This is a genomic window from Aliiglaciecola lipolytica E3 (assembly GCF_000314975.1).
Lineage (GTDB): Bacteria > Pseudomonadota > Gammaproteobacteria > Enterobacterales > Alteromonadaceae > Aliiglaciecola > Aliiglaciecola lipolytica.
In genome coordinates this window covers 1-25,216 of record NZ_BAEN01000010.1, presented here as the reverse complement: position 1 = coordinate 25,216, position 25,216 = coordinate 1, and the positions used below count along the sequence as shown (strand labels likewise).

Here is a 25,216-nt window from a genome sequence, read left to right as displayed (position 1 = left end):
AAACCTGTAGCAGGGGCTTTAGCCCCTGAATGTCACGATACCCTTCACGGGATAAATCCCGTGCTACAAAATCCCGAATGACAACATCTGTAGCAGGGGCTTTAGCCCCTGAAATTCACAATCTCCTCCACGGGATAAATCCCGTGCTACAACTAAATAAATTATTCATTGCATAACCCTTTTCGCTTATTCAAACGTTTGCATTTGAAAACAGATAAGGCACACTTTGCCTAATACGGATACACGGAAGCTTTCGATGATAAAACTACTTCAACTTTCCATTGTACTTATTGCTTTAATCATGTCGCCTCATGTTTACGCTAATGATGTATATGTGCCCGAGGCTTTAAAACCTTGGGTTTCGTGGGTTCAAGATCAACATAAACAGCAATTTTGCCCCTTTATCAACGATACAGACTTCGAAAAATCTGATAACCATGTGTGTGCTTGGGCTAATGGATTAACCATTCAAGCAACCGCTTCTAAAGCGACTTTTTTTCAACAATGGCAAGTATTCGAAACTAGCTATGTCCCTCTGCCAGGAAGCACTGAAACTTGGCCCAGCGAAGTCCGAGTCAATACGCAAACTCAGCCTATTATTCAGCATGAAGGCAGCCCCGCAGTAAAATTAAAGCCGGGGACTTATCAGGTTACTGGGCAATTGGTGTGGCGAAAAATCCCAGAAAACTTGCGTATTCCTTCACAAACAGGCCTGGTCAATTTGACTGTGAATGGGCAAAAAGTGGCATTTCCCAAAGTCGAAAATAATGAACTTTGGTTTCAGAACGAGCAACCTCAACAGCAGCAACAAGATGAATTGAATGTCAGTGTCGCTCGCAAAATAAGCGATGGTGATTTTATCAAACTGGAAACGTATCTTTTTCTGACAGCGTCTGGCGGGATGCGTGAAGTAATTATCGGTGAAGTATTACCCGAAGGTTTTCAATTAGTCGATATTAATTCAGAAATTTCCACATTTATCGATGCCCAAGGATTTTTGCACGCAAAAGTAAAACCAGGAGAGTGGAATATAAACGTTATCGCTTACGGCAATACCAAACAAACCGTGTGGCAACGTCCAAAGGTCAGTCATATCTGGCCAGAGCAGGAAATTTGGGTATTTAGCGGCCAAGAAAACCTACGTTTGGGAAAAATATCAGGGGCACCGCTGGTTGATAGTGATCAAGCCGTAATGCCTGATAATTGGTATAACTTACCTAGTTATTTAGTTACCACTGATAGCCAACTTACCTTTACCGAACAACACCGTGGTATGCCTTTGCATATGGAAAACAAGCTACGCTTGAAACGACAACTCTGGTTATCATTTGATAATCAAAATTATACGTTCGTTGACCAACTTAGCGGCAGCATGATCAGAGACTGGCGTGTAAGTATGAAGCCGCCTTTTAAACTTGAGTCAGCTGAAGACAATGATGGTGCGGTATTAATAACCCAATTGTCAGAAGATGAACGGGGTATCGAAACGCGATATTCACAATTAGATATTGAAGCTAGAGGTACAATTGAAGAGATGCGCAGTTTGCCAGTGACGGGCTGGGAGCACGATTTTGAATCAGCTTCTATCACCTTACATCTACCTCCTGGTAATGAGCTATTTGCGGTTTTCGGGGCAGATTCCGTTTCTAAAAGTTGGTGGAGTAACTGGTCAATCTGGTCGAGTTTCATTGTGCTACTCGCTACCATCGCAGCCTACCGAATCATAGGTACCGCTGCTGGGGTGATAACCGCAATTACCTTACTATTTGTTTATCAAACAAATGGGGCTCCAATCATCGCCATTGTTAATTTGCTCATTGCTCTTGGGGTGCGTAAACATTTGAACTTTCCAGCCTTGAAAAAATTGGTGAAATTGTATTGGGGCGTAAGTGTCGCCATAGCAGCGGCGGCGATCGTCTTTTTCGCAGTAATGCAATTACGCATGGTAATTTATCCACAACTTGAGCCTACAAACACTAATCAAACGGTTCGTAACTTTATTCCCAATGAACCTTCAGTACGCAAACGCTCGAGTAGCAGTTACGAATCCGAAGATATGTTAGAAAAAGTCACCGTAACGGGTTCTCGTATGCTGAATAAAGACAATATTGAACGCTATCAAGCTGATGCACTAATGCAAGCAGGATCCGGTATACCTGAGTGGACATGGAAAGAATATTCGATTCGCTGGGATTCTCCGGTTGCTGCGGGGCAAAATTTTGAATTATTGATATTGAGCAAAACAAGTAACCGTATCATTAAAGTGATAGGCATCGTGCTTATTCTAGCTTGGTTGTTTATTGTGACTCGCAAGACCCTAACCTTTGCATTGGCAAAAATGCCAAGAGGTGGTTCAACTGCCGCGCTGCTACTAGTGCTTTTATTCCCGAGTTACATTCCGGAAGTAAGTGCTAACACCGAAGCAGATCCTGCTATTCTGAAAGAGTTACAAAAACGCTTATTGGCTGCGCCCGAATGTGCGCCTCAATGTGCTTCGATAAACGACCTAAAAGTGTATGTGATTGCCAATCAATTAGTCTTGGATTTAAAAATTCATGCGAATCACCAAACTCTAGTAGCACTGCCACGATCTGAGTTTTGGCGTCCTGAAAAAGTTGAGTCTGCTAATACAGATGTATTGGGCATGTATAAAAAATCGAATTGGATATACCTACCTGTTGATAAAGGCATAAGCCAATTTCAGATTAGTGGCACAATGGCCTCAGTTGATGCGTTACAATTAGAGTTTAAAGAAAAGCCCAAATTTTTAACGGTAACTTCATCTCAAAACTGGCAAATAATCGGCGAACAGAATAATTCTCTTAGAGGAAACACACTCGCATTTATTACCACGCAATCGGTACAAGATGAAGCTCAGAAAAACACATCTCGTCTAGCGAGTGTGCCGCTAGTGCGAGTGACCCGCAACATCACCATGGACCAAAACTGGCGTATTCAAACCAAAGTAGAACGTATCGCGCCTGCCTACGGTTCAATCACAATTGACGTCCCTACTTTGCCCGGAGAGTTTGTTACCAGTTCAGATATTCAAGTCAACAATAGCCAGGTGCAGGTATCTATCCCGGTGGGTAGAAAATCTATCGAATGGACCTCAACCTTGCAAAAACAGCAGCGTTTTAGTTTGAATGCGGGTGAAAACCCTTCAGTAATAGAACATTGGACATTAGTTGCTAGCCCATCTTGGCATATGGAGTTGCAAGGCTTACCCATGGTTTTAGAACAGCAAAACAATGCTGACTATTTTATCTATCACTTCTATCCACAACCTGGTGAAACATTAGATTTAGACATCACCCGGCCTGATGCCGCGCAAGGCGAAGTACTTGCTATTGACTCGGTAACTCAACAAATTGAGCAAGGTAGCCGTACAGCAACAGTCACACTTGAGTTTCGTTATCGCAGTACCCGTGGTGGCGAACATCCAATTACACTGCCAGATGACTATCAGTTTAAACAACTAACTATCGATGCTCAGACTATCAATATTCAACCTGAAGGCCAGTCAATAGCGCTTCCAATCTTGCCCGGTGAACATTTAGTCCAGATTAACCTGCGTTCAAATAACGAGGCCACGTCTGTGTTTAACGCGCCAGAATTCAACCTCAATGCTCCTATCAGTAATATCGAAACAAAAGTGAGGATGACCAGTCAACGTTGGATTTTATGGACCAACGGCCCTACTTTAGGCCCGGCAGTTTTATATTGGAGCGAGTTAATTATATTCATATTATTAGCCATTGGGCTAACGCGTGTGAAGTTTTCTCCATTGAACTTGGCAAGCTGGATTTTGTTGGGATTGGGACTTAGCTTAAACAATTGGGCTGTGCTTATTTTAACGGCAACTTGGTTTGCCGCAATCACAGCTAGCGAATATAGACGCAGTGATATGCGAGAATCCAATTACAACGCCAGCCAAATATTATTGTATATATTTTCAGTTATTACTTTACTGTCGATTGTCGCCATTGTTCCGGTAAGTCTGCTGAGCTCGCCTGATATGGGAATAGTAGGTAATTACTCATCAAACTACCAATTGGTGTGGTTTGCAGATCTATCAAGCGGGGTTTTACCAGAAATTAGTATATTTAGCCTGCCAATATGGGTTTACAAAGGGTTTATGTTGATGTGGGTGATCTGGTTAAGTTTCTCGTTAATTAAGTGGGTAAAATGGGCGTGGGTCAAATTGGGGAAACAAGGATATTGGAAACAAACACCTAAAATCTCCATTCCCAAAAAATGATGTTGAATTAATTTTCACGGGATAAATCCCACGCTACGAAATCCCGAATGACAACACCTGTAGCAGGGGCTTTAGCCCCTATATGTCAAGATAGCCTTCACGGGATAAATCCCGTGCTACAAAACCCCGAATAACATCACCTGTAGCAAGGGCTTTAGCCCCTGAATGTCACGATATCCTTCATGGGATAAATCCCGTGCTACAAAATCCCAAAATGACAACACCTGTAGCAGGGGCTTTAGCCCCTGTGTACCTCCAACCCCTCCACGGGATAAATCCCGTGCTACAAAACCCCGAATAACATCACCTGTAGCAGGGGCTTTAGCCCCTGTATGTCACAATAACCTCCACGGGATAAATCCCGTGCTACAAAATCTCGCGTTATGCGGCATATATTCGACTACACATTTTGTTCATATTACTTTCATTGATTGGTCACATTTCAAACGCATGCTTATCCTCAAATAACCGGAGAAAACAAAATGAGTTTAAGCATTTGGCAAGTTGTACTAGTAGCGTTGTTGTTCATTCTATTGTTCGGCAGAGGTCGTATTCCTGCACTAATGGGCGACCTGGCTCAAGGCATTAAAAGCTTTAAACAAGGCATAAGTGAAAATGACGATGAGTCAGTTAAGCCCGCCTCCGAGACAAAGCCTGAAGTAAAAATCGAAAAGCAATAACTTGTCTGCGGGAGCACATTATGTTTGATCTGAGTTGGGTAGAACTGGGTTTTGTTGGCGCTTTGGCACTGCTGGTGATAGGTCCCAAAGATTTACCTAAAATGTTCAAAATGATCAATCAAGTGGTAACCAAAGCCAAACGCACCATTAATGATGTCAAAGGCGGCTTCAAACAACTAGAAAATGAAATTCACATTGTAGAGGGAACCTCTCCCAAATCTACTGATTGGAAACAGCTTTTACCAGAAGACATTCGCAACCTACCGGAAGATTTTATTCCCGGCTCCTTGCCTCCTGAATATCACCAAAAACGCAGGCAACAAATTATCGATAAACAAAATGAAATGGCACAAATGCAAGCAAACAGTGTAGAAGACACTGAAATAAACAAAAACTCCCCCAAAAACATTGAAAAGCAGGAACAGGTTTCATGAGCGCTGCTGAACTTAAAGACAGCCACATTTCTAATAAAGCACCACTGCTAACGCATTTAATTGAATTGCGTAGACGCTTACTTTATTGCTTCGCATTTTTTGCCTTGATGTTTGCAGTTTCGTACTTTTTTGCAGAGCAAATTTATAGCTTTTTACAACAGCCTTTGTATCAGATTTTTGGTCCTGACAGTGGCAGAAGAATGATCTACACAGGCTTGCACGAAGCGTTTTTTACCTACATTAAACTCGCGTTTTTCAGTGCAACATTTTGTACTTTGCCGATAGCCTTAATTCAAGTTTGGAAGTTTATTGCACCAGGCATGTATAAACGTGAACAAAAGGCACTTTCGCCGCTGTTTATTGCCACACCCATTCTTTTTATTATGGGGGCTGCTCTGGCTTTTTACGTAGTGATGCCATTGGCGTGGGAGTTCTTTATTAGTTTTGAATCTAGTGGACAAGAAGCGACTATCAATGTTGAGCTAGAAGCAAAAATGAGCGAATACTTGGCATTGGTGATCCGCTTAATTCTGGCATTTGGGCTATGTTTCGAGTTGCCTGTCTTACTATTAGTTCTGGCCAAGGCTGGCGTGATTGATGCACAAACCTTAAAAGATTATCGCAAGCATGCAATTGTGGCAGTGTTTTTTATAGCCGCGTTGATAACTCCGCCTGATCTAATATCACAGATAGCGCTAGGCGTGCCAATTCTCGCCCTCTACGAATTATCAATAGTTCTGATTAATTGGACACAAGCTGACAAAGAAAGAGTATTTCGTAAGGAATTGGATCAATCCACTTGAGCGGTCATAAATCAGCCACAAATGTGTCACTAAATGTTTTAATAAACGTAAAAAAATCGATCTTAAACTGTCATTTTTTCTCTTTAAATTAGTACTTAACAGGTTGTTGTCAATCAATATTGAACCTTTGTTAAACCACTAATATAAATCCGGAGAAAACATGTCAGAGCAAGATTTAATACCTCAAAATGATGCTAAAATTGAACCCGCTTTTAGCCGCCGTCAAGTTTTAAAAGGTGGTTCTGTAGCCGCTGCAAGCACTGCATTTGCAGCGCTTTCAAGTAAGACCCAAGCCGCTTCTTTACCGTTTACAAGCTCTTACGGTCCAATATCACCTAAAGCGGATAAAGCGACTGGCTTAAATCTACTTTCATTACCTGATGGCTTCGAATACACCTCTTATGGTTGGACTGGACAAGTGCAAACTGACCAATTGCCTACGCCTACTGACCACGACGGAATGGGAATAGCTGCTGTAAAGGGTAATGTTATCGCGTTGGTGCGTAATCATGAGTGTTCTCAAGGCGAAGGTTTCCCTTCATCTCCTCGTGGCGGCAGAGGTGTTTATAACCCTGCTCAAAACGGCGGTACCACAACGCTTATGTTTGATGTGGTTCAAGGTAAATTTTTATCTTCTTACAATAGCTTAGGCGGCACTATTAGAAATTGTGCTGGCGGTTCAACACCTTGGGGAACATGGCTGTCTTGTGAAGAAACTTTCCATACTTGGAATCAGGGTCCACAAGGTGAAAATCACGGTTACGTGTTTGAAGTACCTGGATTCGGCATTTCTGATGGTCAACCGATCCGCGAAATGGGCCGCTTCTCGCACGAAGCCGCTGCGGTTGATCCAGCAACGGGCTTTGTTTATGAAACAGAAGATACTGGCCAATCTGGATTTTACAAATTTGAACCTGCTGGCGAATGGGGAGACCTGAAATCCGGTGGTAAATTATTCGCTATGGTACTTAATGGACAGTCACGTTTAGACCTACGTGGTGGCTTAGTCGTCGGCACTGTTTGGGATGTAACTTGGCAAGAAATTATGGATCCAGACGCTATGTCTCAAAGCTGCTTTAGTCAAGCTTCAGACGCAGCCATTATCGAACGTGGCGAAGGTTGCTGGTATGACGATGGTAAGATTTACTTTGTATCAACTTCTGGCGGTGCAGCCAATCTTGGTCAAGTATTCTGCTACGATCCTCGTAAAGAAACAGTCACCATTATCTTCGAATCATCTGATGCTGTTAACCAAGTTAATGCGCCAGATAACATCGCTGTTAGCCCTCGCGGAAACTTATTGATGTGTGAAGATGGTAGTTCAAATCCTAAACGTCTTATTGGTTTAACCCTTTCTGGTGAAACTTTCCCTTTCGCAGAAAACAACCTTGCCTTAGACCAAGGTGATTTGGCACTTATTGATTCCATTTTCCCAGGTACGGAAGCTAACTTCTGGGACTCAGTTGGAGACTCAACAGACGGTAGCAATCGACGCAGCTTTACTGGTTCAGAAATGGCTGGAGCCTGTTTTTATGGTCGCTGGTTATTTGTAAACATTCAATCTCCAGGCGTAACGCTAGCAATCACGGGTCCGTGGGAAAACGGCGCACTTTAATCTAACAAACTCAATTGGCACCTTTATGTTTATCAAAGGTGCCTTTTTAACTAAGGAATGATAATGAAAGCTATATTTACCTCAATTTTTGCTGTAGTTGCGATCGTTTGCAGTGCATCAGCGTCGGCATCTATTATTGCTTTACCGGCAGATGGCGTAGTTGCCGATTCAGTGGTTGGTGACAGTGGTTGGTTGAACGAAGATACGTTTGGTGATGCTATCGATTTCATCACGTTTGAAATTGCTGAAAAATCAATGTTTTCTGCTAACACTGATGCGTTGATCAGCATGGGCATCAGCTTGTATCAAGGTATGTTAACTAATGATTTCGCAATTCCGTTTTCTAATAGCGGCGATTTCACTGACTTATTTACAAACTTGCTATATGTAGCTGGTGACAACCCGTTCTTACCAGGATTTGGTGGTAGCATTTCAAATGTTATGTTGGAAGCTGGCTCTTATACCCTAGCGATTGGTGGTAACGAAGGCTTTTTCGATATTTTCACTGAATACGCCTACAATCTAGACGTGATGATTGAAGAAATTCAAGAAGTGCCTGAACCATCTGCTTTCTTTTTGTTGTTCTTTGGATTAGCTGGCTTATTAGCAGCCCGCAAACAGCAAGGTTAATTTATAAATCCTGTACGAGACACATCTCCCGGGATGAATCCCGTGCTACAAAACCCCATATGACAACATCTGTAGCAGGGGCTTAGCCCCTGTGTGTCGCAATACCTTTCACGGAATAAATCCCGTGCTACAAAATCCTATAAGACAACAGCTGTAGCAGGGGCTTTAGCCCCTGTGTCCCGCGATACCTTCCACGGGATAAATCCCGCGCTACAAAACCCCATATGACAACACCTGTAGCAGGGGCTTTAGCCCCTGTGTCCCGCGATACCTTCCACGGGATAAATCCCGTGCTACAAAACCCCATATCACAACACCTGTAGCAAGGGCTTTAGCCCCTGTGTCCCGCGATATCTTCCACGGGATAAATCCCGTGCTACAAAACCCCATATGACAACACCTGTAGCAGGGGCTTTAGCCCCTGTGTCCCGCGATACCTTCCACGGGATAAATCCCGTGCTACGCGAATAACATCCATAAACCTGCGGCAATCATAAATAGGTTTTCGGTTAACGATACGAAACCCAATGGCACATCGCTGCCACCGCCAACACAGGCACATTTTAGGTCACGTTTATCGATATAAACGGCTTTGTATACTGATACGGCCCCAACCGTACCGATAAACAACGAAATTGGCGCAACAACCAATGCAGGTAAATTAGCAACCATCCCTACCCCCACATACGCCTCTAAAAATGGATACACATAAGCATATGGTACAACTCGCATGGCTAGCAAATCGTAGGTAATAAACGAATTTGAAAAGCTATACAGGTCACGCAGCTTTTGCACCGCAAGAATTGCCATAGAAAGTGCAACAAACATCATTACTGTATTAACCGAGAAAATTGCAGAAAAAGAAGGGTATGCCATTGCTACCGCTAGCAACAAGGCAACTGCAAAAATTGCAATCACAGGTGTGTAAGTTTTACCTTGTTGACCAGGTTTAGACATTCCAAAATATTCGCGCAAATCGTCATAGCCGCCAATTCTATCCCCCTCGATAAAGGTTTGCGGCGTCGTTTTCACGTTATGTTTTTGTTTAAATTCATCTGTCTTTTGCCGCGAAGTTAACGTGTGATCTTCAACCTCGAACCCTTTTCGAGTTAACAAGTCTTTTGATTTCAATCCAAATGGACAGATATGTTCTGAAGTCTCCATTCTGTATAGCGTTGCGTGCTTTTTCATTTCTCCTCCAATGAATCATTTTGCTTGAGTCTACAACGGGATAAATCCCGTCCTACAGCGTGTAGCTGGGGCTTTAGCCCCTAGCCATGAATTCACACTCCACGGAATAAATCCCGTGCTACAGTTTTAATTGCCGTTTTCGCCACATTAAAAACACTACGGGCACGACCAATAGTGACAATATCAATGCACTAGCCATGCCACCCACCATGGGAGCGGCAATACGACTCATAACTTCCGAGCCTGTACCTGTGCCATACATAACCGGCAGCAAACCAATCATCACAGTGGCTACCGTCATAATTACCGGCCGTACGCGCTTTCCTGCACCTTCCATCACAGCTTCAATTAAGTCGTCTGTGTTTGGCTGTGCCGGTGAAGAGTTGTGGCTGTCTTGATGAATTGTCTTATGCCTGTCCAACATTGTTTGAAATGCCTGATTTAAATACACCAGCATTATCACCCCGATTTCAACGGCGACCCCAGCAAGCGCAATAAACCCCACTCCCACAGCGACTGACAAATTAAACCCTTCAAGATATAACAGCCAGATTCCGCCAATGAGTGCCAAAGGTAACGTGCCCATAATAATCAGCACTTCAACAAAGTTACGAAAATTCATGTAAAGCAAGAGCACAATTATGGCCAGTGTCAGAGGTACAACATAACTGAGTTTTTGTGTTGCCCTTTGCATGTATTCATATTGCCCAGCCCACTGCAAACTGTAACCGGTTGGTAAATCCAAGTGTAGCTCTAACACAACTTGAGCGTTTTTAACGTACGTGCCCACATCGATATTCTCAATATCAATGTAGGTCCAGCCGTTGATGCGAGCATTCTCACTTTTTATCCCGGGCGGCCCCTCTTCGATGTACACTTTTGCCACATCAGCCAAGGCGATTCGCTGTCCATTAGGTGTAACAATAGGAAGCAACTGCAACGCTTCAGGCGAATCACGATAAGATTGAGGATATCGCACATTAACCGGATAACGCTCCAAGCCTTCCACAGTCTCGGTTATATTCATTCCGCCGATAGCCGTAGCCACTACTTGTTGAACGCCATTAATATTCAAACCATAACGAGCAGACTTTTCGCGGTTGATATCCACCTTAATATAACGGCCACCAGCCACCCGTTCAGAATATACAGAAGACGTACCATCCATTTCGCCCAACAAGTTTTCAATATCCTGACCGATACGTTGAATCACTTTAATATCTGCGCCTGCGACTTTAATACCTACAGGAGTTTTAATCCCCGTTGCCAACATATCGATGCGAGTTTGAATTGGCATCACCCACGCATTAGTTAATCCCGGTAAGCGAACAACCTGATCCAACTCCTCGCGAATTTGGTCAATGGTTACACCTTCACGCCACTGTGACTTGGGTTTTAATTGGATTACGGTTTCGATCATAGTGAGCGGCGCGGGATCGGTGGCTGTCTCAGCTCGACCAATTTTACCAAATACCGTTTTCACTTCCGGAATGGTGGCGATTAACTTATCTGTTTGCTGTAGCACTTCACGCGCCTTGCCAATGGATAAACCCGCATAAGTCGTTGGCATATACATCAAATCCCCTTCATCAAAAGGTGGAATAAATTCAGTACCAATTTTCGACAACGGATAAAAACCAATTAAGGCGAGTAAAAACGTGGCTAGCAATGTGGTTTTCGGAAACGCTAAAACCCCTCTAAGAATTGGTGTATAAGCCGCAATTAATAAACGATTTAGTGGGTTTTTCGCTTCACTTTGCACTTTACCACGAACCAAATAGCCCATTAACACAGGTATCAGGGTCACGGCTAACCCTGCTGATGCTGCCATCGCATAGGTTTTAGTAAATGCTAACGGAGCAAACATGCGACCTTCTTGAGCTTCCAAGATAAACACGGGTAAAAAGCTCACGGTTATAATCAGCAGACTAAAAAACAATGGCGGACCAACCTCGGAAGCTGCTTTTGCAACGATAGTCCATCGATTTTCTTTGGTTAATGGCGTTTTTTCCATGTGCTTGTGGAGATTTTCAAGCATCACAATAGCCCCATCTGTCATCGCGCCAATGGCAATGGCAATACCGCCAAGCGACATGATATTGGCATTTATGCCTTGCCAATACATGATCGCAAAAGAGATTAATATTCCCAAAGGTAGGCTCACCACAGCGACTATCGCCGAACGAATATGAAACAGAAAAATAGCACACACCAAGGCCACGATAATTAGCTCTTGGGCCAGCTTGCTCCAAAGATTATCGACAGCCCGAGATATCAACGCAGAACGATCGTACACGGTGATCACTTCGACGCCATCAGGCAGGCTGGCTTGTAAGCTGTCTATTCTGGTTTTAAGCGCATCAATTGTCTTTTGTGCATTTTCACCAAAGCGCATAACGGCTACGCCGCCTACCACTTCGCCTTGCCCATTTAATTCTGCAATACCACGACGCATTTGTGGCCCTAAGCGAATATCCGCTACATCACTCAGTAGCAAAGCAGTACCGTTGGCGTTCAATCCAAGGGGAATGGATTGCAAATCTTCAATGCTGGACAAATAACCGGTGGCTGTCACCATATATTCAGCTTCAGCCATTTCAATGACTGACGCCCCAACCTCTTGATTCCCTTGACGTATTGCAGTTTGTATATGACTTAAAGGAATGTTGTAAGCACGTAACTTGTCTGGGTCAATATATACCTGATATTGCTTCACCATACCGCCAATTGTGGCTATTTCAGCAATACCTGGGACAGATTGCAGTTCAAATTTCAAAAACCAATCCTGCAACGAGCGTAGTTGACTGATATCGTGCTGGCCGGTTTTATCCACCAACGCATACATGAACACCCAACCCACACCGGTAGCGTCGGGTCCTAACTGAGGTTTGGCTGATTCAGGCAACCGTGGTGCAACTTGTGAAAGATACTCCAATACCCGACTGCGAGCCCAGTAAAGATCGGTATTGTCATCAAAAATAATATAGACATAAGAATCACCAAAAAACGAAAAGCCTCGCACCGTTTGTGCACCCGGTACAGATAACATGGCGGTAGTAATTGGATAAGTAACCTGATCTTCGACAACTTGCGGAGACTGTCCAGGATAAGAGGTTTTAATTATTACCTGCACATCAGACAAATCAGGGATCGCATCAACAGGGGTATTTTTCACACTATACACACCCACGCCAATCATAACTGCAGTGCACAATAGAACTAAAAAGCGATTATCAATCGACCAATGGATGAGCCTCTCAATCATGCTGCATCCCCTGATGGCTGTCTGTATTGCTACTTTCATCCTGAGCGCTGTCATTCATCTGCGATTGACCATGTTGCATCAGTTCAACGATCACAAACTCACCTGCACGAATTTCAAACGTAAAATGCACCTGAGAACCCGCACTTAAAGTACTCAAATCAATGGTGTCTAACACATCAAAATCTAAGGTAGCAGGTCCTCTACCCCACTTTTCTATGGGACCTCGGCTAATATTCAACTGGCGACTATCATGCTTCACCTCATTAACCTTTCCCATCACCGTTGCTGACTGTACCTCTGGTTCAGGCATAGCCTGCATTGAGTGACTGTCCACGTTATCCATTCTCATGAAATCTGAATCAATGCTGCTTTCTGAATCCAATAGAAACTGCGCAGATATGACGATCTTATCGCCCGCTTCCAGCCCAGATAATATTTGTGCCTGTCCACTTACGACAGCACCAAGTTTTACTGCCACCGATTTAAATTTACCGTCACCCAAAGCCAACACAACGCGGTCTTGTTCACGGGTCCGGATCACCGCTTCACTGGGAACTAATAAGCTATTTTCAGCTAAATTGGTATGTATGGTAACTTGCGCGAACATGTTGGGTTTTAACGTTTGATTACTATTGGGAAACCGTAAACGCGCCCGCAAGGTGCGAGTTTGAGCATTTAAAGTAGGATAAATATAATCCACCTCGCCATGCCACTCTTCACCAGGTAAATAATCTAATGTCATTGATACCGGCAGGCCCACTTTAACTTGCGCCGCGTGTCGCTCAAACACCTCAGTTTCAACCCAAATATCGTCCAGTGATGCAACCGACATTAAAGTGCGTTCAGGATTCACAAAAAAACCTTCGCGAATACTCAAGTTATCTACAACACCGGCCTGAGGAGAACGAAACTCAACCGTTTGCTGTACTGTTTTTGTCTCCTTGAGCTTATCAATCGCTTGTTTAGGCATTTGCAATGCGACCAAACGAGCCAATGCCGCATTGGTTAACCCCTTGTTACCGCGATTTACTGCCAGTAAATACTCTTCTTGGGCATTCACCAACTCAGGAGAATAAAGGGCATACAAAGGTTGGTCATTTGCTACTTGCTCTCCTGATGATTTCACGTATAGCTTATCAATCCAGCCCTGTGCGCGAGCGTGGATATGCACTAAATTATCCTCGTTATATCCCACATATCCCACAGTGTGAATTGGTACATGCAAATTGCTGTAGCTTGCTTCTGCGGTACGCACACCTAAATTATTGACGATATTTGGTGCAATGCTGACAGTGCCGGGTCCATTGGTATTGCTACTTCCTGCATCCTCGGCAAATACTGGAACTAAATCCATGCCCATTGGCGATTTACCAGGCTGGTCGCGTCTAAAATTCGGGTCCATTGGCGCAACCCAATATAATGGCTCGGCTTCATTTGTTTTTTCAGACATCGAAGTTTGATGACTATCACCGGCAAATTTGAGAACTAAAAGGGTAAGTGCTGAGCCGCACAATACGCTAAGGATGATCAATAACGCATATTTTAGTTTCGGCTTTGAACTAGCCGTTATTTCATTCGGTGTTTGATTCATGGCTGTTCTCCAAAATTATGGCTTTGTGATTCTGTTGCCGGGGATGACGAATTTTCTAGGAAATAAGCTAAGTGAGCGTTTACTTTTAGCTTTTTCGTTTCTATAACGACTCGCTCTAACCGCGCATTGAGTTCAGCAATTCTAGCCCGCATCACTTCAGCAAAGTCGCCGCTGTCATTGGTGTAGGCAGTTAAGGTAGCTTCAGCTTGCTCATGCATTTGCGGCAAAATAGTTTGGTCATAGTTAGCTAACCTATCCGTAAGCCTTTGCCGTTGAGTCAACAAAGCGTCAAGCTGTGCCAGCATATTGCGTAGCAACAAACGTTTTTCAGTCTTTAGTGCTTCAGCCCGATATTTCGCGGCCTGCACTGATTTATCTTGTCGTTGATGGGTAAATAAAGGTAAATCTACAGATACACCAATTGAAAAGAAATCCGCTCGACTTTGTCCAGCCTGATCATCGGCACGAAAAGCATAGCTGGCATTCACTCCCCACTGGGGTTGATACTTTTGCTGCTCGAGTGTCACCCCAACCTGCCCAGCTAAAATAGTTTGTTCCAACGCCAAAACCGCAGGGTGAGTTGATAACATTTGTGCGAAACGTTGACGGTCAAATACGGCATTTTCGAATACCGCTAATTCCGACAAATAATCAACCGTTGCCGAGCGATTAACAAATTCGACAGTTGACAGATTTTCGCTTTCGTTAGTGTCGTCGCTAATCCATTGCTGTAAGGCAGCGATGGCTGTCTCTTTATCACTTTGCAGTTGCGTTAAACGGTCTTGAAGTCTTGAAATTTCTAAGTTGGCGCGGATGACATCGCCTTGGCTGGTGCGTTTTTGCGCAGACGAATACTGAGACTCAACCGTTTTCTCTAACTGCTCAAATAATCCGCGTTCTTGCTGCAATAATTGCATGCTTAGTTGCGCTGCGAAGCCGTCAAGCCACAATTGCGACACAGTTACGGCAACCTGAGCTTCGCGGTCTTTTGCTAGGTACGGATACTTAGCAGCAAGCTGTTGCAATTGGCGTTTTCGAATACCTCGACTATCGCCACGAGGAAACTGTTGCGCTATGCCCACTTTCATTTGCGTCATGGCTTCTTGATCAAACGCAAAGCCATTAGTGGGTAAATTGAGAAGCCCCATAGATAAAACCGGATCGGGCAGCGTGTCAGCCGCCATACTTTGCGACTCCAATGCCTGCTTCTCAAGCTGATTGCCGGCTTGCCACGGGTCGTTATCTATAGCGAGTTGAATCGTTTCATGGAGCGTTAATTGACGAACACTCGATGCCTGCGCGAATACACTCGCGCACATAAAAAAGATTAAAAAACTGAACCTAAACATGTAAACACACCTATCACTCTCACCAATCAAACCTGTAGGTGGGGCTTTAGCCCCGCGAAAAAATTTAAACTCTCCATGGGATAAATCCCATGCTACATGTGGGTGGGGCTTTAGCCCCGCGAAAAAATTTAAACATTCCATGGGATAAATCCCATGCTACAAATCGCTTAAACACAACATCCAACGGGATAAATCCCATGCTACATGTAGGTGGGGCTTTAGCCCCGCGAAAAAATTTAAACTCTCCATGGGATAAATCCCATGCTACATGTGGGTGGGGCTTTAGCCCCGCGAAAAAATTTAAACTCTCCATGGGATAAATCCCATGCTACAAATCGCTTAATCCCGCCCTACAACGGTGGATATCAAAAAACGAACGGATCTATATTGGGGAAATTAAAAAATAGGGGGTTTGATTAAATCTGTGGAATGGGCGTCGAGGGCCCTGAATTGTTCGGTAATAACATTGCTATGGGTTATTAACGAATCTGGGAATGGGTTGGCAACAAACAGCGCCATAGAAAACGCAGTGCCATGCTCACATTCGCAACTATTATCACAGCAATCTTGATTAGATTGCATAGAATGCTTTTGGATACTTGCAGAATGTTCGCTAACGTCCATGTGCATGTCGTGCTGCATATCAGCTGCACCATGATTCATTTCAGTCATATTTTCCATTTCACACTGCACCACCAACGCAGAAACCCCTTGGCTAAATAGCAAGGTAAGTATCATTAGAGCTGCTGTGAACTGTCTAAACATCAATAATCCTGAACTGAACAATACCCTTATAATAAACCTACTCTGACATTAATGCCACAAGCAGGATCAATATATTGGTGTGGAATGTGCATATTCATTAACCACATGCGAAAACAAAATAAACGATAACCTAAAAACAACTTGGAATTAGTCATAAAAATTTAATCAATAATTCATCTATATTTTTGCGATTAGGTTTGCTATTTTCCCTGCCGATTGTGAGTTAATCGATTTGCTTGGTTTTTGTTTTGTAGGAAAGTACTTTGGTAGCTATCTAGATGCACCCTGCGGGGAGAGCCGAAGTTTATGGAAAGAGCTGTATGATTAACTTAGAAATAATGACCTCTATTAGATTGAAAAAAAGTTTTAAGCTATTAATAGTGCTTTTGGCATGGGTAAATATAAACGTATCTCAAGCTCAAGAACGCGAGGGCTTTTCTGCCATAATTGGCGCTAATATTGGCCAAGATGATAATATTTTTCGTAGTTCAGAAGAGCTATCCGACCAATTCTTTCAACTGTCTCCTGCACTAAAATTGACCGAGCTTTATGAAGCTGTGCAAGTTGATGCACAATATAAGGGCAACTACCGACAGTACGCTGATAACAGCCATTTAAATTACGCCGACCATGAAGCCTCTATTAAAGGTCAATATAAACATACATCTAAGTTCACTTCAGAACTCGCCTTCGGGTATGCAAAAAAAATTGAAGAGCCTGGCATAACTAATGCAGTTGGCTTTGTATTAGACGAATTTAACCAAATAAAAACATCGTCATTAAAAGCCGCCGGAACCTATGGCACCAATGCCAGTAAAGGCCAAATTAGACTAGCCTTTGATGTTACCAAACGGCGGTTTGACAACAACGAACAAGCATTTAGAGACAGTGATTCGAATAAATTGACAGGCACGTTTTTTTATCGCGTGGCCCCAAAAACTCGATTGGTATTGGAATCAAGCGTTGATGATATAGACTATCAAAACACTGAATTTTTTGATGCGTCAGCAAAACAAATGCGTTATTTGCTTGGTGCAGAATGGAACGCGACAGCAAAAAGTACCGGGATTTTTAAAATAGGTTATCAAGACATCGACTACAACAACGAGTTGCTTAACGATATCTCAGGTTTAGCGTTTTATTTGGATATGATCTGGAAACCCAATACTTACTCAACAGTTAAATTAGGCGCAGACCGTTCTACAAGAGAAAGTGCAATACCAGGATTGCCAAGCTTTATTAGTGAGACTTACTCAGTCGGTGTAGAACACGAATTTTCGGTGAAAAGTAAAATCAGCCTTGATTACAACTACCGAAAAGATGATTTAAGTAGCTCACAAGACCGTAGTGATAATTTAAGTGCAATAGAAGCTAGATATACTTATGCATTAAAACGCAGTTGGCTAGTGTATTTAGATTACAAACACAAAAAGCGTCATTCTAATTTAGCGCTTTTTGATTACGATTCGAATATTTATACATTGGGCATTAACTGGTTAATTGATTAGTTAGGTTACATATTTCACATGGATTTTATTGAGGAACATGGTTGTGAATAAACGTACGATTTTATTGATTGGCTTATTTTTAGCTTTTTTTACGATGAGTTCTAAACTGCATGCTCAAAGTGCAGAAGGCAGTGACACATATCGCTTGTCTACCGGCGATACCTTATCGGTCACCGTGTTTGATGAGCCGGAGCTGGGATTAAAAGAAGCAATGATCACAGACGAAGGGACAATTTCAGTACCGCTATTAGGCCAAGTGAATGTGCAAGGCAAAACCGTACCAGAGGTGGAGGCATTGTTAACCAAGCTGTTTGGCGATGATTATCTTAAAAAACCAAGTGTATCTGTGAGTATTGCTGAATATCGCCCTTTCTACATTAATGGCGAAGTTAAAAAACCGGGTAGTTACCCATTTAGAACCAAAATGACAGTGCAAATTGCAGTGACCATTGCTGGAGGCTTTACTGAACGAGCATCCAAAAGCGCAATCTATTTGCTAAACGAAGCACAACATAGTGAACGTAAAAAAGTCGATTTAAATGCCATGGTAAAACCAGGCGATGTAATTACAGTGGAAGAAAGCTTCTTCTAAGTGTGTGAAAAAACACTTAGTAAAAGATAAAGGGTAAAGCGGTTTAAAAAGCGCAACGAAAACGGAACAGTGAAAAATGACATCTAATCAAGGCTTAAACTCGACGTTAACTGAAGACAACCAGCAAGAAACGCTGGATTTAGGTCAGTATTGGCGCACCATTAAACGTGCTAAATGGTTAATTGCAGTAGTGACTCTGGTTTGCGTATTAATAGGTGGCTACATTGCGGTAACTTCTACGCCTATATATCAAGCAAGCTCCAAAATACTTGCTGATCCCCAACAACCAAATGCTGCTCGTGAAGAACAATACATAGCTTCGGCATTAGTGTTTTTATTTTATGAAACTCAATATGAAATTTTGCAATCTCGCGCGATAGCTGAAACTGTGGTGGATAAACTTGGTTTAGTTGAAAAATACAAACAAGATCAAGCAAAAAATAAAGCGCAAAAAGATAGCGGACTGTCAGCCACATTCAGCGAAATCAAGCAGGAAATCGCTGCTTTATTTGGTAAAAGTGAACCTGCCGGCCCAGTTAAAGCGCGCTCTGATAATGACATCAAAATAATGTTAGCGGCTGGTATCCAAGGCGGTTTAAAGGTAAGTGGCGGGAAACAAAGTCAGATAATTAATATCAGTTATCAATCTCCAGATCCGCAACTAGCTACAGACATTATTAATGCAGTTGGTGAAGCCTATATTCAATTTGGCCTAGAATCACGGTTAGGAGATGTGAAAAACACAGAAACCTGGCTTTCCGAGCAATCTGCCGAGCTTAAAGCACAATTAACCGCTTCAGAACAGAAGCTACGTGATTTCAGGTTGCAACAAGGTATTGTGGATACTTCATTACAAGAACGCGATTCAAATTCTCGTTTGCAGTCATTAAACAACCAATTAATCAGCGCGCAAACTGAATTAAGCACAGCCGAAGAATTGTATAGCCAAGTGAATAGTTTGCAGCCAAATTCAAAGGCGTTTTATTCATTAGGACCAGTTTTACAAAACTCTACAGCCAGTGGTTTAGTTAAAGAGGAAGCCAGATTACTCAGTAAAGTCGACGAGTTATTTGAGCGCTATAAAGAAAAGCACCCGAAAATGGTAGCTGCCCGCACTGAACTTAAGAGTGTTCGCGATAGCTTATCACGGGAAATAGCCAAAATTGTTGAGCGCATAGAAAGTGATTATCGCCTGGCCACACAACAAGTGGCTAACATTGAACGCCTTTTGGCCAACGAAAAAGACGCGATTCAATCGCTGCAGGGTTCTAACTTTACCCTAACTGCACTTGAGCGCGAAGTTGAAAACAACCGCCGAATTTATGAGTCTTTCATTAACCGATTGATGGAAACTAACATTCGCGGTGATTTCACAGCTTCAAATGTGCAAGTGATTGATACGGCTACTGTCCCCGCTGGTCCAATAAAACCCAATGTAAAACTAATTATCGCCTTGTCGGTGTTTATGGGCGTATTTTTTGGTGTTGTCCTTGCCTTTTTGAAAGAAGCCTTACATAACACCTATCGAACACCTGATGCGTTAGAAGAAAACTTAAACATCCCTGCGCTGGGCATTACTATGGCGCTGAAGAAAAAAGACACCCACACAATCCCAGAAATGGAATATTCGCAGGATACCCGTTCGGTATTTGCTGAGAGTATAAATAGTATTCGAACCGGATTGCAGTTTTCGAATATCGATAATCCACCCAAAACTATTTTGGTGACGTCGGCGACCGGCTCTGAGGGTAAATCGACTTTAGCGATGAATTTGGCGGCTGCGTATAGTCAAATCGGCAAAACCTTGTTGTTAGAAGTGGATTTACGTAAGCCAAGCATTTCTCGAAATTTACAAATTAAGACACGTCATGGATTAACTGACTTACTCGCGGGAACTGTGAATTTTGGCGACTGTATTGTTAACCCTAGTGATAATAAACAGTTCAATGTGATGCCCTGTGGAACCGTACCGCATAACCCTATTGAGCTATTGTCTTCAGATAAATTTGCCAAGGCGTTGCAGTCGCTTAAAGCCCACTTTGACCATATAATTCTTGATGGTCCACCAACATTGCCGGTAAGTGATGCGTGCATTGTTGGTACTAAAGTAGACGGAGTCATAGTCGCGGTGAGAGCTGAAGAAACTAAAATTAAAGTTTCAAAAGAAGCGGTAAAACGATTACAAAAACTCAATGCGAATGTAATTGGTGCGGTGCTAACTGTTGCTGAGCCACAAAAAATGAGTTACTACGGTGATCATTATTATTCTGGAGAATATTACGGTACAGTAATTGAGCCTGAAAACGATAAAGCATCTGCCGCTTAATGATATAGCAGACGACCATGATTGATATACATAGTCACATATTACCGGGTGTTGATGATGGGGCCAAAACTCTTACAGAAGCCCTTGATATGTTGAAGATGGCAGTGGATCAGGGTGTGACAACGCAGGTTCTCACGCCACACATTCATTATGGTCGCTATGAAAACAGCAAAACAGATTTAGCAGTAAGATTCGCTCAATTCAAACAACAGGTTGCGGTCGCTAATATTGATATTACGCTTAGGCTAGGCGCAGAGATTCGCATAGGCACCGAGCTTATGCAGTTAGTACAGCAGGATAATGTACCCTGGTTGGGAACCTATCAAGGTAAAAAGACATTCTTGCTAGAATTTCCGCGTATCGACGTACCTCATGGCAGCGATAATCTTGTGCGCTGGTTACTTCAAAAAGACATTATTCCCATCATAGTGCACCCAGAGCGTAACAAAACATTTTTAAATTACCCTCACAAACTTAAAGTATTTACAGACATGGGGTGTCCTTTACAGGTTACTGCTAGCAGTTTAATCGGTAAATTCGGCGATGATGTAAAGCAAAACGCGATTGAATTAATCGAACACAATCATGTTTTTGCAATCGCCTCTGATTGCCATAATTTAAAAGGACGAGCTCCGGATTTAAAACCTAGTATCAGCGCGTTAAATGGAATAATTCCGCAAGATCGCATACACACATTGATATCGGGAAATCCTGCTTCGTTATTCGAAAGCAGAGAGACGCGTGATCCGTTCCATTCAACATCAAAAGTAGATGTCATTTATTGATGGCTGCAGAAAGCGCGAATGCGAGGCGTTCTAAATCATTAAAATCTAAAGCGCTTAGCACCAACTCAGCCTCCAGATTCGTAGTTGCTATCTTACTTTTGGCCTTTTTTTTTATTGCCTTTAAGTTTTTTGTTGCTTCGCTGTTACTCGTTAGACCTGAAAATACCATTAGCCAATGGGAAAAAGATAAACAACAAGCGAGTTTAGAAGACACAAAACAAATTCTCACACGAATAGAACTAGCAGAGAAATCAGCTGTAGGTGCGTTTACCATCAACGATCCGATTAAAATAAATGAGCTGAAAAGCCGCTTATTTTTAATAAATACGACGCTTGAACAATCTCAGAATCATTATAAACAGGCGCACCAATTTAGTTTACAACTTACTGAATTAGCACCATCGCACTATTTAGGTTGGACTCTGTTAGCACAAACCCAATTGAGCAATCCTGATTATAATTGGAACGACCAAAATGCTCTCACTCGCGCTTTAGAAACGGGGCCATTTGAACGCAAAAATCAAGTTCGATTACTTCCCTTGTTGATTGAGCATTGGAGTTTATTAAACGCGAAGAACCAAGAATTAGCGCGGGTAATGCTTAACTCTTCTTTAAACGAATTACACACCGCATATGTGGCAATTCGCGCAATGCGAAAGTTTAATAATGCATCAACGTTTTCAGAACTTTTAGCTAGCTCAAAGTATCACGAGCGCCTAGCTAAAGAGTTGAGTAAAAGATAATGAAGGTTAGCAACCTGCTTACGGGCTCTGCGTTTTTCTGCTTGCTTGCAGTCCACTTGTTTGCGCCTTGGTTACATGGTGCAGAACTCGCATGGGAAGTGGCGTTAATGTCATTATTTATCCTGCTGGGGCTATTAACGTTGGTTTTGGCTAAACCCTCTTTTTTTCAAGATTTTGACAAAATACGTTTATCACTTTGGTTGCTATTCATTTGGGTAATCTATTTAAGTGTTTATCTTGTCCCAATTCCACTAGATCTACTAGATACCATTAGCCCAAAAAGTGCCGAGTTTTATCGATATACGAGTAGCAATCAATTCGGCTATATCAGTGTCTCTTCGTTAACGTCTGCTATTGAATATTTTGAATTAGCCACGTTGATATTATTATTTATTTTCACTTACCGAATGCTGCACAACCCTATAAAGTTAAAATGGTTAGTTTATTGTTTAGTATTTGTGGGCGTTACATCTGCAATTTACTCACTTCTCAATCATTATACTGATGGTGATTTTGAGTTATCTAAAGCAATACTACCGTGGGGACAAGATTGGAAAGTGGGTGTAAGAGGCACTTTCAGCTATAAAAACCAATTTGCGATTTACCTTGCGATGTTAATCCCGTTAATACTCGGATTAGCTTTCGATTACGTTAAAAAACACAAAGACGACTTAAAAAACCGACGTACTTTTTCACTCCTCATTTACGTTTTTACTAGTCGCATAATGCTTTATTGCAGTATTGCACTTTTATTATTTTTTGTGCTGACCAAAACCGACTCCAGAGGAGGCAATTTGATTTTTCTGGCGGTGTTATCTGTGGTTGTCTTACGATACGTATTTTTTCAGTCGAAACGCCTAAAAAAGAGAAGCCTATTGGTAGGTGTTGGGGGCACGTTTGCAGTATTGATGTTTATTTTTTTAAATTCGGCGTCTTTTGAGCGTTTTGAAAAATATGGCATTCAAGACAACGCGCGCTCTAAACTACATTCAGTCGCGCTTAAAGTGATTCAGGACTTCCCCATTTTTGGCTCTGGCCCCGGAACTTATCCACTGATTCAACATAACTACAAGCCCGCTTCCCTAGGCAACAATGAAATGTCTAAACGCGCTCACAGTGACTACCTAGAAACCTTGGCTACCCATGGCATAGTAGGCACATTTCTGTTTAGCATCGCAATACTGCTACTGTTAAAAATCATTTTTACAGGAAAGTCGCGTAATCAACCGGGATTACTGATGGGGTGTCAGGCTGCAATTCTGATGTTGCTTGTGCATTCTGGTTTCGATTATAACGTTGCGACGTTTTATCTTTCTGCATTATTTTTTACGTTCCTTGCCATTGGCCTAAAACTGGTTGAGCCACGCAATAAAACAACTAGCAGTTATGCATAAAATAAATTTCCAAGAAGAGTCTGCATTAAAGTTAATTAGCCAGCTCATTCTGGAGAAAACGCTGGAAGCAGACGTTACCTCGATAGATACCGCTGAGATAGCTAAAATAGCTGTAGAGCATGGAGTCGCAGCTTTACTTTTCAACGCGATTAAAAGTAACCCGAATTTTGTTCAATTAGCTAATGCTTTAAGTTCGTTTCAAACTCATCAGGATCTGCGGAACCAATTGCTTGATAAGCATTATATGCAAGCGTTACACGCGCTATCCAATGCAAATATTAAGTATGTCGTACTTAAGGGATTTGCATTAGGCCAAAGCGTATATCCCAGCCATTTATACCGTACAAAGTCTGATGTGGATATTATTATCGCACCAGGCGATTACAACACCATAAATAACGTTTTTGAGTCACTTGAATACCGTAATCCTAGAGGTTGGACACCCACTGAAATCATTAATCAGTTTTCAATGCGCAAAACGTTAAGCCCGGGCCTACATGTTGATTTTGATATTCATCTTCATTTAAGCAATGAATTGGGCGTTGAAGACATACTTACCTTTGATGAATTAGCAGAGGCAGCCGACAATGCCACGTTGGTAAATATTCCGTTAGTGAGTAAACCACATGCTTTGATACATGCAATTGTACATTTACTGCATCATCGTAATGTAGGTGATACGGTAAAATTGATTTGGTTATACGACCTGTATTTACTTTGCCAAAAAATGAGTAACGCAGAACAGCAGCAGTTTATAGATAGTGTTGACATCAAAGGGCTAAGTAAACTGGCGAAATTTGCGCTTAGTTTGGCGTACAGTTACTTCGAAGACGAGTGTTTGCAGGCGTTTATTAATGGGTTACATGATAAAAGGGTTAATCCGAAGTTGGATTATTTAGTCCAAATCGATAGTCGATCTTCACAGTTCTTTCGCTCATTACGTCAACGTCGAAGTGTATCGGAAAAATGGTTTTTTATTAAAGAGATGGCCTTTCCACCAGCGGCAGAAATTTATCGAAAGTATGGAAAACAGCCAAAATACCTTTTACCTATTTTCTATTTCCGCCGCATCTTCGGCGGCATAATTAAGCACCTGTAGGTGGGGCTTCAGCCCCGCGAAGATATCAAAACGCCCTACACGCCACGGGATAAATCCCGTGCTACAACCCATGGAATAAATTCCATGCTACATGTAGGTGGGGCTTCAGCCCCGCGAGGATATCAAAACACCCAACACGCCACGGGATGAATCCCGTGCTACAACCCATGGAATAAATTCCATGC

Annotated in this window: 18 protein-coding genes; 13 read left to right on the top strand and 5 right to left on the bottom strand. The window is 42.5% G+C overall.

Annotated features, from left to right (window positions below; translation table 11 throughout):
• The first annotated feature begins 256 nt into the window (after window positions 1–256).
• From GLIP_RS01295 to GLIP_RS01270, 6 genes are all read left to right on the top strand, one after another.
• The gene (locus GLIP_RS01295) at window positions 257–4,261 is read left to right on the top strand and encodes a hypothetical protein (RefSeq protein ID WP_008842734.1); all 4,005 of its coding nucleotides are present in this window, start codon (window positions 257–259) and stop codon (window positions 4,259–4,261) included.
• A gap of 482 nt (window positions 4,262–4,743) precedes the next feature.
• Window positions 4,744–4,941, top strand: coding sequence for a twin-arginine translocase TatA/TatE family subunit (tatA, locus tag GLIP_RS01290; RefSeq protein ID WP_008842733.1), 198 nt, complete (start codon window positions 4,744–4,746; stop codon window positions 4,939–4,941).
• Window positions 4,942–4,961: 20 nt separating this feature from the next.
• Complete coding sequence (locus GLIP_RS01285) at window positions 4,962–5,375, top strand: Sec-independent protein translocase family protein (RefSeq protein ID WP_008842732.1); 414 nt, start codon at window positions 4,962–4,964, stop codon at window positions 5,373–5,375.
• The gene (tatC, locus tag GLIP_RS01280; protein WP_008842731.1) at window positions 5,372–6,178 is read left to right on the top strand and encodes a twin-arginine translocase subunit TatC; all 807 of its coding nucleotides are present in this window, start codon (window positions 5,372–5,374) and stop codon (window positions 6,176–6,178) included. The genes GLIP_RS01285 and tatC overlap by 4 nt, the downstream gene beginning before the upstream one ends.
• A 160-nt stretch (window positions 6,179–6,338) precedes the next feature.
• A complete protein-coding gene (locus GLIP_RS01275; protein WP_008842730.1) occupies window positions 6,339–7,793 on the top strand; it encodes an alkaline phosphatase PhoX in 1,455 nt (484 codons plus the stop codon).
• A gap of 63 nt (window positions 7,794–7,856) precedes the next feature.
• Entirely contained in the window at window positions 7,857–8,423 is a 567-nt protein-coding gene (locus GLIP_RS01270) for a PEP-CTERM sorting domain-containing protein (RefSeq protein WP_008842729.1), read from the top strand.
• A 459-nt stretch (window positions 8,424–8,882) separates the two neighbouring features.
• On the opposite strand, the gene GLIP_RS01260 is transcribed toward GLIP_RS01270, so the two are convergent.
• The 5 genes from GLIP_RS01260 to GLIP_RS01235 form a co-directional block, all read right to left on the bottom strand.
• The gene (locus GLIP_RS01260) at window positions 8,883–9,614 is read right to left on the bottom strand and encodes a glutaredoxin family protein (RefSeq protein ID WP_008842728.1); all 732 of its coding nucleotides are present in this window, start codon (window positions 9,612–9,614) and stop codon (window positions 8,883–8,885) included.
• Between the two features lie 118 nt (window positions 9,615–9,732).
• Window positions 9,733–12,879, bottom strand: coding sequence for an efflux RND transporter permease subunit (locus GLIP_RS01255; RefSeq protein WP_040521598.1), 3,147 nt, complete (start codon window positions 12,877–12,879; stop codon window positions 9,733–9,735).
• Window positions 12,872–14,470 (bottom strand): efflux RND transporter periplasmic adaptor subunit, encoded by a 1,599-nt coding sequence (locus GLIP_RS01250; protein WP_008842726.1) that lies wholly within the window; start codon window positions 14,468–14,470, stop codon window positions 12,872–12,874. Before GLIP_RS01250 ends, GLIP_RS01255 begins: the two co-directional genes overlap by 8 nt.
• Complete coding sequence (locus tag GLIP_RS01245) at window positions 14,467–15,819, bottom strand: TolC family protein (protein ID WP_008842725.1); 1,353 nt, start codon at window positions 15,817–15,819, stop codon at window positions 14,467–14,469. The genes GLIP_RS01250 and GLIP_RS01245 overlap by 4 nt, the downstream gene beginning before the upstream one ends.
• 396 nt (window positions 15,820–16,215) lie before the next feature.
• Entirely contained in the window at window positions 16,216–16,584 is a 369-nt protein-coding gene (locus tag GLIP_RS01235) for a hypothetical protein (RefSeq protein ID WP_008842723.1), read from the bottom strand.
• Between the two features lie 320 nt (window positions 16,585–16,904).
• Between GLIP_RS01235 and GLIP_RS01230 the strand changes: the two genes are divergently transcribed.
• From GLIP_RS01230 to GLIP_RS01200, 7 genes are all read left to right on the top strand, one after another.
• Window positions 16,905–18,092: an outer membrane beta-barrel protein gene (locus GLIP_RS01230; protein ID WP_008842721.1), complete on the top strand. Its 1,188-nt coding sequence runs from the start codon at window positions 16,905–16,907 to the stop codon at window positions 18,090–18,092.
• Between the two features lie 43 nt (window positions 18,093–18,135).
• Window positions 18,136–18,684 (top strand): polysaccharide biosynthesis/export family protein, encoded by a 549-nt coding sequence (locus GLIP_RS01225; RefSeq protein ID WP_008842720.1) that lies wholly within the window; start codon window positions 18,136–18,138, stop codon window positions 18,682–18,684.
• Window positions 18,685–18,760: 76 nt separating this feature from the next.
• Window positions 18,761–21,010 carry a GumC family protein gene (locus GLIP_RS01220; protein ID WP_008842719.1) on the top strand — a complete coding sequence of 750 codons (2,250 nt, stop codon included), beginning with the start codon at window positions 18,761–18,763 and terminating at the stop codon, window positions 21,008–21,010.
• A gap of 17 nt (window positions 21,011–21,027) precedes the next feature.
• The gene (locus tag GLIP_RS01215) at window positions 21,028–21,795 is read left to right on the top strand and encodes a tyrosine-protein phosphatase (protein ID WP_008842718.1); all 768 of its coding nucleotides are present in this window, start codon (window positions 21,028–21,030) and stop codon (window positions 21,793–21,795) included.
• Window positions 21,795–22,538, top strand: a complete 744-nt coding sequence (locus GLIP_RS01210; protein ID WP_008842717.1) for a hypothetical protein — start codon at window positions 21,795–21,797, stop codon at window positions 22,536–22,538. The genes GLIP_RS01215 and GLIP_RS01210 overlap by 1 nt, the downstream gene beginning before the upstream one ends.
• Window positions 22,538–23,932 carry an O-antigen ligase family protein gene (locus tag GLIP_RS01205; protein ID WP_008842716.1) on the top strand — a complete coding sequence of 465 codons (1,395 nt, stop codon included), beginning with the start codon at window positions 22,538–22,540 and terminating at the stop codon, window positions 23,930–23,932. Before GLIP_RS01210 ends, GLIP_RS01205 begins: the two co-directional genes overlap by 1 nt.
• On the top strand, window positions 23,925–25,031 hold the full coding sequence (locus GLIP_RS01200; protein ID WP_008842715.1) for a nucleotidyltransferase family protein: 1,107 nt from the start codon (window positions 23,925–23,927) through the stop codon (window positions 25,029–25,031). The genes GLIP_RS01205 and GLIP_RS01200 overlap by 8 nt, the downstream gene beginning before the upstream one ends.
• Window positions 25,032–25,216 lie beyond the last annotated feature (185 nt).

Excerpts from the sequence above, each read along its gene's own strand:
- GLIP_RS01295 (WP_008842734.1), top strand. The coding sequence starts at position 257 with ATGATAAAACTACTTCAACTTTCCATTGTACTTATTGCTTTAATCATG.
- tatA (WP_008842733.1), top strand. The coding sequence starts at position 4,744 with ATGAGTTTAAGCATTTGGCAAGTTGTACTAGTAGCGTTGTTGTTCATT.
- GLIP_RS01285 (WP_008842732.1), top strand. The coding sequence starts at position 4,962 with ATGTTTGATCTGAGTTGGGTAGAACTGGGTTTTGTTGGCGCTTTGGCA.
- tatC (WP_008842731.1), top strand. The coding sequence starts at position 5,372 with ATGAGCGCTGCTGAACTTAAAGACAGCCACATTTCTAATAAAGCACCA.
- GLIP_RS01275 (WP_008842730.1), top strand. The coding sequence starts at position 6,339 with ATGTCAGAGCAAGATTTAATACCTCAAAATGATGCTAAAATTGAACCC.
- GLIP_RS01270 (WP_008842729.1), top strand. The coding sequence starts at position 7,857 with ATGAAAGCTATATTTACCTCAATTTTTGCTGTAGTTGCGATCGTTTGC.
- GLIP_RS01260 (WP_008842728.1), bottom strand. The coding sequence starts at position 9,614 with ATGAAAAAGCACGCAACGCTATACAGAATGGAGACTTCAGAACATATC.
- GLIP_RS01255 (WP_040521598.1), bottom strand. The coding sequence starts at position 12,879 with ATGATTGAGAGGCTCATCCATTGGTCGATTGATAATCGCTTTTTAGTT.
- GLIP_RS01250 (WP_008842726.1), bottom strand. The coding sequence starts at position 14,470 with ATGAATCAAACACCGAATGAAATAACGGCTAGTTCAAAGCCGAAACTA.
- GLIP_RS01245 (WP_008842725.1), bottom strand. The coding sequence starts at position 15,819 with ATGTTTAGGTTCAGTTTTTTAATCTTTTTTATGTGCGCGAGTGTATTC.
- GLIP_RS01235 (WP_008842723.1), bottom strand. The coding sequence starts at position 16,584 with ATGTTTAGACAGTTCACAGCAGCTCTAATGATACTTACCTTGCTATTT.
- GLIP_RS01230 (WP_008842721.1), top strand. The coding sequence starts at position 16,905 with ATGATTAACTTAGAAATAATGACCTCTATTAGATTGAAAAAAAGTTTT.
- GLIP_RS01220 (WP_008842719.1), top strand. The coding sequence starts at position 18,761 with ATGACATCTAATCAAGGCTTAAACTCGACGTTAACTGAAGACAACCAG.
- GLIP_RS01215 (WP_008842718.1), top strand. The coding sequence starts at position 21,028 with ATGATTGATATACATAGTCACATATTACCGGGTGTTGATGATGGGGCC.
- GLIP_RS01210 (WP_008842717.1), top strand. The coding sequence starts at position 21,795 with ATGGCTGCAGAAAGCGCGAATGCGAGGCGTTCTAAATCATTAAAATCT.
- GLIP_RS01205 (WP_008842716.1), top strand. The coding sequence starts at position 22,538 with ATGAAGGTTAGCAACCTGCTTACGGGCTCTGCGTTTTTCTGCTTGCTT.
- GLIP_RS01200 (WP_008842715.1), top strand. The coding sequence starts at position 23,925 with ATGCATAAAATAAATTTCCAAGAAGAGTCTGCATTAAAGTTAATTAGC.